8 protein-coding genes are annotated in these 8,016 nt (G+C 66.0%); all 8 read left to right on the forward strand.

What is annotated here, in order from left to right; translation table 11 throughout:
* The first annotated feature begins 399 nt into the window (after positions 1 to 399).
* Positions 400 to 1,317, forward strand: coding sequence for an NAD(P)-dependent oxidoreductase (locus ACOJSN_RS08240; protein ID WP_420112017.1), 918 nt, complete (start codon positions 400 to 402; stop codon positions 1,315 to 1,317).
* Positions 1,314 to 2,294, forward strand: coding sequence for an aldo/keto reductase (locus ACOJSN_RS08245; protein WP_420112018.1), 981 nt, complete (start codon positions 1,314 to 1,316; stop codon positions 2,292 to 2,294). Before ACOJSN_RS08240 ends, ACOJSN_RS08245 begins: the two co-directional genes overlap by 4 nt.
* 48 nt (positions 2,295 to 2,342) lie before the next feature.
* Entirely contained in the window at positions 2,343 to 3,662 is a 1,320-nt protein-coding gene (locus ACOJSN_RS08250; RefSeq protein ID WP_420112019.1) for an ABC transporter substrate-binding protein, read from the forward strand.
* 8 nt (positions 3,663 to 3,670) lie between these two features.
* Positions 3,671 to 4,600, forward strand: a complete 930-nt coding sequence (locus tag ACOJSN_RS08255; RefSeq protein WP_420112020.1) for a carbohydrate ABC transporter permease — start codon at positions 3,671 to 3,673, stop codon at positions 4,598 to 4,600.
* Between the two features lie 7 nt (positions 4,601 to 4,607).
* On the forward strand, positions 4,608 to 5,480 hold the full coding sequence (locus ACOJSN_RS08260; protein ID WP_420112021.1) for a carbohydrate ABC transporter permease: 873 nt from the start codon (positions 4,608 to 4,610) through the stop codon (positions 5,478 to 5,480).
* Positions 5,481 to 5,494: 14 nt separating this feature from the next.
* Positions 5,495 to 6,115, forward strand: a complete 621-nt coding sequence (locus tag ACOJSN_RS08265) for a DUF624 domain-containing protein (RefSeq protein WP_420112022.1) — start codon at positions 5,495 to 5,497, stop codon at positions 6,113 to 6,115.
* Between the two features lie 32 nt (positions 6,116 to 6,147).
* The gene (locus tag ACOJSN_RS08270; RefSeq protein WP_420112023.1) at positions 6,148 to 7,182 is read left to right on the forward strand and encodes a hypothetical protein; all 1,035 of its coding nucleotides are present in this window, start codon (positions 6,148 to 6,150) and stop codon (positions 7,180 to 7,182) included.
* On the forward strand, positions 7,179 to 8,016 hold an 838-nt coding region (locus ACOJSN_RS08275; RefSeq protein WP_420112024.1), incomplete at its 3' end, for a sugar phosphate isomerase/epimerase family protein. The genes ACOJSN_RS08270 and ACOJSN_RS08275, both read left to right, overlap by 4 nt.

Raw genomic sequence — 8,016 nt, forward strand, 5'->3', positions numbered from 1 at the left:
CTCGACGGCGAGGTGCAGGAGACCTCCTACGCCGCCGACACCGACGACCCCGCCGGGCGGCCGGAGTTCACCTGGCGACCGGTGCGGCCGATCCCTGCTGACGACGACTTCTTCGAGAACGTCTGGCGCGACTTCCGCGAGCACGGGAACGTGTACTGATTCGCAGCGCCGCTCGGGTGGCTCATGGGCAGGCTCGCGCTATCTGAGGTGCGGCCCAGCAGTGAACCACGGTGTAGCGGAACGCGCCCGCGAGCCGCCCGCAGGCCGACCTGCTCGTGGCGGCCTGCGGTCCCATAGCGGAACACCTTCTCATCATAAATGTTGACAAAAGACGAAAGAATGTTGACACTATGAGGAGCCCGCCGCAGGAGCGGACCCGGATGCACAACGAGGTGAAGCATGAAGAGCGACTCTGCCGGAAGAGCGGGCGCCGTGGGCTTCGTGGGTGTCGGCGCCATGGGTGCGCCCATGGCTCGCAACGTTCTGCGAGCGCGGCCTGTCGTGGTCTACGACGTGGACGCGGTCCGTACGGCAGAGCTGGCGACTCTGGGCGCCGAGGTGGCGTCGTCGCTGGACGACGTCGCTCGTGCCGCCAAGATCGTGGTGGTGATGGTCGCGACGCCGGCGCAGCTCCGTGATGTCCTGGTCAGTTCCGATGGGGCTGCTTCCCTGGGGACCGGACACACCGTCGTGGTGATGAGCTCGGTCGGTGTCGACGCGGTGACGTCCATTGCCGAGGATCTGCGTGGACGTGGAGTCGGAGTCGTGGACGCCCCGGTCACCGGCGGCGTTGCGCGCGCGAGGTCGGCAGAACTTACCGTTCTCGCGGGGGCTGCGACCGAGGATCTCGCACGGGTACAGCCGGTCCTGGACCTGATGTCGCAGCGCGTCGCGGTCTGTGGCGACAAGGTCGGCGACGGGCAGGCCGTCAAACTCGTCAACCAGCTCCTGTGCTCGGTGCACCTCGCGGCAGCAGCCGAGGCGCTCGCATTCTCCCGAGCGCTCGGTCTCGATCCTGCGGTCGTGCTCGGTGCCGTCGAGAGCGGGGCTGCCGCGTCCTTCATGTTGAGTGATCGCGGACCGCGGATGCTGGCCGCCGACGAGCCCGATGTCCTCAGTGCCATCGACATCTTCGTGAAGGACACATCCCTCGTCCTGGACGCCGCGCAGCACGCTGAGGCGCACGTGCCCCTCGCGGGCCTGACCTCGGAGCGCTTCATCGAGGCACGCGAGCGTGGTTGGGGGCGCCGCGACGACTCCCGACTCATCGATCTGTACGGGACAACCCCGAATCTCACGAAGGAGCTCATCTCGTGAAGCATGTCAACGTCGGCACCAGCGGACTGCAGGTCTCGGAGGTCACGCTCGGCTGCATGAGCTTCGGCGATCCCGATCGAGGGGCGCATGGCTGGACACTTCCCGAACCCGAGAGCCGGGAGATCATCAAGGCCGCGCTCGAGCAGGGTGTGACGACCTTCGACACAGCCAACATCTACTCACTGGGTCGCAGTGAGGAGATCGTGGGCCGAGCGATCACCGATTTCGCGAATCGCGAGGACGTGGTGATCGCGAGCAAGGTACACGGGACCATGCGGCCAGGCCCCAACGGTGGCGGGCTCTCGCGTGGGCACATCATGGAGCAGATCGATGCGAGCCTGCGCAGACTCGGGACCGACTATCTCGACCTGTACCAGATCCACCGATTCGACTCGGAGGTCCCGATCGAGGAGACCCTCGAGGCGCTGCACGACGTGGTCAAGTCCGGCAAGGTGCGCTACCTCGGCGCCTCGTCGATGTACGGATGGCAGTTTGCGAAGCTGCAGTACACCGCGCGATTGAACGGGTGGACACCCTTCATCTCGATGCAGGCTCAGTACAACCTGCTCAACCGCGAGGACGAACGGGAGATGTATCCGTTCTGCCTTGATCAGGGAGTCGGAGCGCTTCCGTGGAGCCCGCTCGCACGTGGCAAGCTCGCGCGCGACTGGGACGCCTCCTCGAGCCGCTTCGACTCCGACCCGCTCTTCCCGACTCTCTACAAGCAGTTCGAGGTTCACGACCGCAAGATCGTGGACGCTGTCGCCGCGATCGCACGCGAGCGCGAGGTCTCACGTGCGCAGATCGCCCTCGCATGGGTGCGGAGTCAGCCCGTTGTCAGCTCGCCGATCGTCGGCGCAACGAGGTTGTCGCACCTCGACCACGCCGTCGCCTCGACGGCGCTCCAGCTCAGTGAGTCGGAGCTCGCCCGACTCGAAGAGCACTACGTGCCGCACGCCGTCGAGGGCTTCGCCTGAGGACGTCGTCACACCCACTCGATTTCAACGAAGAAACCGGAGAAGCTCATGTCTCACAACCTCACCCGCCGCTCCCTGCTCTCGATCGGGCTCGGGGGAGCAGCTGCCGCGGCGCTCACTGCATGCGGAAACGGCGGTGGCTCTTCAGGCTCCGGGCCGGCACCGGGGGCAGAGCCCACCTTCGGTGCGAGCATCCGGATGTCGCAGTTCGGCACGACCGATCGGCAGGCACGCCTCGCTGAAGCCTTCGCGCTCTACTCCGCGGAGTACGGCGGGAGCGTGGACGTGTCGGCGATCGACAACTCCAGCTACGCCGAGAAGCTCGCGACCGAGATGGCCGGTGGCGCGGCGGCCGACATCGTGGGCCTGTTCCACCACATCGTTGCCGACTACGCGCGCCAGGGACAACTGGTCGACCTCGACGCCTGGGACACCATTACCGACGTCTCCGGTCTCGATCAGGATGCCACTGCAGGCGGAGTCATCGACGGGCAGCGTAGTGCGTTGCCGCTGGGCGACAACGCGATCGGTGCCTTCTACGACCGGACACGATTGTCCGACCTCGGCTTCGAACCACTCGAGCCCGGCCACACGTGGGACGAGTTCATCACGTTTGCCAACGATGTCAGCCGCGAGGCGGGCGGAAGCTACTACGGCACCATGGATGCGAGCGGCGACACCAACTTCTTCGAGGTGTTCCTGCGCCAGCGGGGCAAGGGACTCTACGCCGACGGCGGCCTGGGATTCGCACCAGCTGACGTCGAGGAGTGGTTCGGCGTCTGGGAGGACCTTCGCGCCACCGGTGCGGCGCCGCCGGCGGGGCTGACCTCCGAGTCCTCGGCCGGTGGTTTCGGGACGGCGATGCTCGTCACCGGACAGGCCGCGACGTTCTTCATCTTCAGCAACGTGTTCAAGGCATTCTCGAACCTCACCTCGAGCGAGCTGGCGCTGACGACCACTCCGATGCCGTCGGCATCGGAGTCAGGCCTCTACGTCCGGGCGTCCAACTGGATTGCCGCCTACACGAAGGGTGATGGGATCGATGACGCGGTGAACGCGATCCAGTTCCTGCTCAACGATCCGGGTGCGGTGGAGGTGCTCGGCACCGAGTTCGGTGCACCACCGAACCTCGAGCTGCGCGCGGAGCTGAGCTATGACGCAGCAGACCAGGCATTCGTCGACTACGTCGACCTGGTGTCCGCCGAGTACGCACAGCCGATCGGGAACCTCGCCGAGTCGTTCCCGCAAGGGTCGGCCCGCATGACCGAGGCGCTACGGACGATGAGCGAGACCATCGCGGCCGGTGACCTCTCCGTGGCCGATGGATCGGCGCAGCTCGTCGCGCAAGCCGAGGGCTTCATCGGGTGACGGCTGCCATGACCGACGTACGCACGTCGGGCGGTTCCGGAACGGCGACGCGGTCACGCGGCGCCAGACAGGGGCGCTGGGCACTGCTGTTCCTCGCACCGTGGGGTATCGGTCTCGTGGTGCTCACCATCGGACCGATGGCGGCCTCGCTCGTGCTCGCCTTCACCGACTACAACCTGCTGAGCATGCCGCAGTGGGTGGGTCTGGACAACCTCACCCGGATGTTCGGGGATCCTCTCTGGCAGAAGTCGATCCAGGTCACCGCGATGTACGTGTTCATCTCGGTGCCGCTGCAGCTCGCCTTTGCGCTGCTGGTGGCGCTTGCGCTGAACAAGTCGGTCTGGGGGGCCGGCTTCTTCCGCTCCGTCTACTACGTGCCGAGCCTCGTGGGGGCGAGCGTCGCGGTGGCGATCCTGTGGCGGCAGGTCTTCGGTGCGAATGGCCTGTTCAACCAGCTCTTGGGTCTGGTGGGCATCGAGAGCAGCATCAGCTGGATCGGTGACTCCTCGACGGCTCTATACACCCTCATCCTGCTCCGGGTCTGGGAGTTCGGCTCGCCGATGGTGATCTTTCTCGCCGGGCTGCGCCAGGTACCCGTCGAGCTGTACGAGTCGGCTTCCCTCGACGGCGCCGGCGCATGGCGACAGTTCTGGAGGATCACATTGCCGCTGTTGACGCCGGTGCTGTTCTTCAACCTCGTGTTGCAGATCATCAACGCCTTCCAGGTCTTCGGTTCCGCCTACATCATCGGCGGCAACGGGGGCGGGCCTGCCAACTCCCTACTCGTGTACTCCGTCTACCTCTACCAGTCGGCGTTCGCCAACTTCGAGATGGGCTACGCGGCAGCCATGGCGTGGGTGCTGCTGCTGGTGATCGGTGCCGTCACGGCGATCAACTTCTGGGCTGGTCGCTTCTGGATCAACTACTCGGACCAGTGAGGCAGACATGACCAGCAACGCGCCCGTCCTCTCGCGTCCTACCCGAGGGCTCCCGGCGACCAAGGTCGTGATCACGGTTGTTGTCGCCATCGGGGGCATCGCCATGCTTTACCCGCTGATCTGGCTGGCCTTCGCCTCACTCAAGCCGGAGAACGAGATCTTCGCATCGCCGCGACTGCTCCCGAGCGTGTGGGAGCTCAGCAACTATGTGGACGGCTGGCTCTCGGCAGGTGCTCACACGTTCGGTCGATACTTCGCCAACTCGCTGATGATCGCGCTGGCGGCTGTGGTGGGCAACGTCTTCTCGTGCTCGTTCGCGGCGTTCGCTTTTGCCCGCCTGGACTTCCGCTTCAAGAAGCCTCTGTTCGCGCTCATGCTGATGACCGTGATGCTGCCAGCCCAGATCACGATCATCCCTCAGTTCATCATCTTCAACTCGTGGGGGTGGGTGAACACCTACTGGCCGCTCATCCTTCCGAAGTTCTTGGCTGTGGAGGCATTCTTCATCTTCTTGATGGTCCAGTTCATCCGTGGCATCCCGCGTGACATGGACGACGCCGCGCAGCTCGACGGCTGCAACCCGTGGCAGATCTACTCCAGGATCGTGCTGCCGTTGCTGCGTCCGGCGCTCGTGACCACGGCGATCTTTTCCTTCCTGTGGAGCTACAACGACTTCTTCGCGCCGCTCATCTACCTCTCGCGCTCCGAGCTGTTCACGGTTCCGCTCGCACTGCGTCAGTTCCTCGACAGCACGGGTGAGTCCGACTGGGGTGCCATGTTCGCGATGAGTGCAGTCTCCCTGATCCCGACGATCATCATGTTCGCGCTCTTCCAGCGGCAGATCGTCGACGGCATCGCGACGTCGGGAATCAAGGGGTGAGCATGCTCGATCGGATGGCTGGATGGACTTTCGGCGTCGGCGTGCGCGCCGACGAGGCCGTGCGCTATCTGTGGCTCAACGTCCTGTGGCTCGCGCTGACGCTCACGATCGTCGGTGCGCCGACCGCCACCGTGGCGCTCCATGCCGTGGTTGCCGAGTGGGCGCGGGGGGACGGCCGCGGTGTCGCTGTGCGTTACGCCGCCGCGGTCCGCGCTCACTGGCGCGACGCGAGCGTTGCCGGCGCGCTCGTCGCAGCGATCGGATGCCTGCTCATCCTCAACGTCTACGTCGCGCTGCACATGGGCGGGATCCAGCGCCCGCTCGTGCTCGGCCTGCTGGGGGCGGTCGCCACGACGCTCACCCTCCTCGGTACGTCTGTGCCGCCCGCGGTGGTGGCCGGCGCCAGCAACATACGCACGCTCGCCCGCGAGACAGCCCGGCTTGTGGCGACCCGGCCGGTCGGAGCCGTCGTCGCCGTGGCTGCCGCCGCCTCGATCATCGGGGCGGCACTGGCATTCCCGCCCGCGCTCCTCATTCTTCCTTCGCCGGCTGCACGGCTCGTGCATGCATTGCGATCGGGTCGACGACCCACCTTCACACTCCCGCGAACACGTATGGAAAGGACGTACGCATGACGACGCTCGGAATCAGAGGCACTGACTTTCTCTTGAACGGTAAGGTCGCAAATGCCGGCCGCAGGCTCGACGACATCCGGCTCGACGGACTGCTGCTGAACAGTCGGATGATCAACGGTGTCTTCGATGACAGGAACCCGACCACCCGCGACAAGTGGGTCTACCCCGACACCGGGCAGTGGGACGCCGAGCGCAACACGCGCGAGTTCGTCGCCGAGATGGCCGGCTGGCGAGCGGACGGGCTCGATGCCTTCACATTGGGCGTGCAGGGCGGCAGCCCGTTCGGGTACAGCAAGGATCAGCCATGGGACTCGGGCGGATACGAGCCCGACGGTGCCTTGCGGCCCGACTTCTTCGACCGTATCGGTCGAATCCTGGACGAGGCTGATCGGCTTGGCTTCGCGGTGATCCTCAACCTCTTCTACCAGGGCCAGGAGCAGCGACTGCTCAACGACGACGCGGTGCGTCGCGCCGTCGTCGACAGTGCGAGGTTCGTGCTGGACGGCGGTTGGGAGAACGTGGCGATCGAGATCGCGAACGAGTGCAACATCCCGCACTGCTACACCCACAGCACGCTCATGCGCGGAGAGAACGTCCACGAGCTGATCACGCTGGCGCAGTCCGTCGAAAGCGAGGGGCGGCGGCTGCTGGTCTCATCGAGCTTCGTCGATACGCGCAGGCTGGTGGGACCCGATGCCGTGGTGGTCTCGTCCGAGGTGCTGGAGGTCGCCGACTTCGTGTTGCTGCACGGCAACGGCACACCGACGCCGGGCACCGTGCCCGAGCTGGCCGACATCCTGCGTGCCGACTCGGCGTACCGGGGCGTGCCGATCATCGTGAACGAGGACGATCATTTCGACTTCGGTGCCGACGACAACCACATGCGCGCGGCACTTCGTGCGGGGATCTCGTGGGGTTACTTCGACCCGGGCTCGGAGACCACCTGGCCGGAGCCGAAGTCGACCCCCGGAGACTACGAGAACGGGTTCCAGAACGTCCCTGTCAACTGGGGACTGTCCTCGGAGCGCAAGCGCCAGTTCTTCCAGGTGTGCCGGTCCGCGCGATGACGGGTGAGCTGGATCCGCGGGTGATCTGCTCGACGATCACGCTTCGGCACCTGCCGTTGCCCCAGGCGCTCGACGAGATCGCCCGTCGTGGCTTCGCCGGGATCGACCTGGGTGCACTGCCCGGTGTCTGTGATCACGTGCCGTATGACCTGGACGATCGGGCCGTGCGCGCGGTTGCCGGCACCGTGGCCGCGAGCGGGCTAAGGGTGCGCTCGATCAATGCTGACATCGGCGATCTCAACGTCCCCGATGCCTCCGACGACGACTCACGCGTCCGTGATCGCCATCTCGACCACCTGCTCGACCTCGCCGCCGCGATCGATGCGGATGCCGTTGTCCTGCCGAACGGTGGCCTGTCGCACGCCCCGCGCTCGTCGTTCGCCGCCGACCTTGGCCTGGTCGCCGGGCGTCTGGAGGGCGCAGCTGAACGAGCCGCATCGCGCGGTCGGGAGGTGTGGGTCGAGGCTCCGCATCTGTTCCGTCTGGTCCACACGGTCGACGGCGCAGCGGCCTTGTCGAGTCAGCTCTCGGGGAGCGTCGGTCTGGTCTGCGATGTCTCGCACGTGGTAGCCAGCGGAGGTACGCCTCGCGATTTCCTCACGCGGTTTGCCGATCGCACGCGACACGTCCATCTGCGGGACGCGTCGCTGGGCTACATCCATCACTCGATCGGTCGGGGCGAGATCGACTTCGCGGACGTGGTCTCGGCACTCGACGAGCACGGCTACCGGGGTGACCTCGCGTTGGAGCTGGAGACACGCGACCTCGCGGACGCCGATCGCGGGGTCGTCGCGCGGGAGGCGGGGCTGCTGATCTCGGGCTGGCTCGCATCGG

The organism is Pseudactinotalea sp. (assembly GCF_048594945.1).
GTDB lineage: Bacteria > Actinomycetota > Actinomycetes > Actinomycetales > Beutenbergiaceae > Pseudactinotalea.

Coding starts and splice junctions, on each gene's coding strand:
- ACOJSN_RS08260 (WP_420112021.1), top strand. CDS start 4,608: ATGACCAGCAACGCGCCCGTCCTCTCGCGTCCTACCCGAGGGCTCCCG.
- ACOJSN_RS08240 (WP_420112017.1), top strand. CDS start 400: ATGAAGAGCGACTCTGCCGGAAGAGCGGGCGCCGTGGGCTTCGTGGGT.
- ACOJSN_RS08265 (WP_420112022.1), top strand. CDS start 5,495: ATGGCTGGATGGACTTTCGGCGTCGGCGTGCGCGCCGACGAGGCCGTG.
- ACOJSN_RS08255 (WP_420112020.1), top strand. CDS start 3,671: ATGACCGACGTACGCACGTCGGGCGGTTCCGGAACGGCGACGCGGTCA.
- ACOJSN_RS08250 (WP_420112019.1), top strand. CDS start 2,343: ATGTCTCACAACCTCACCCGCCGCTCCCTGCTCTCGATCGGGCTCGGG.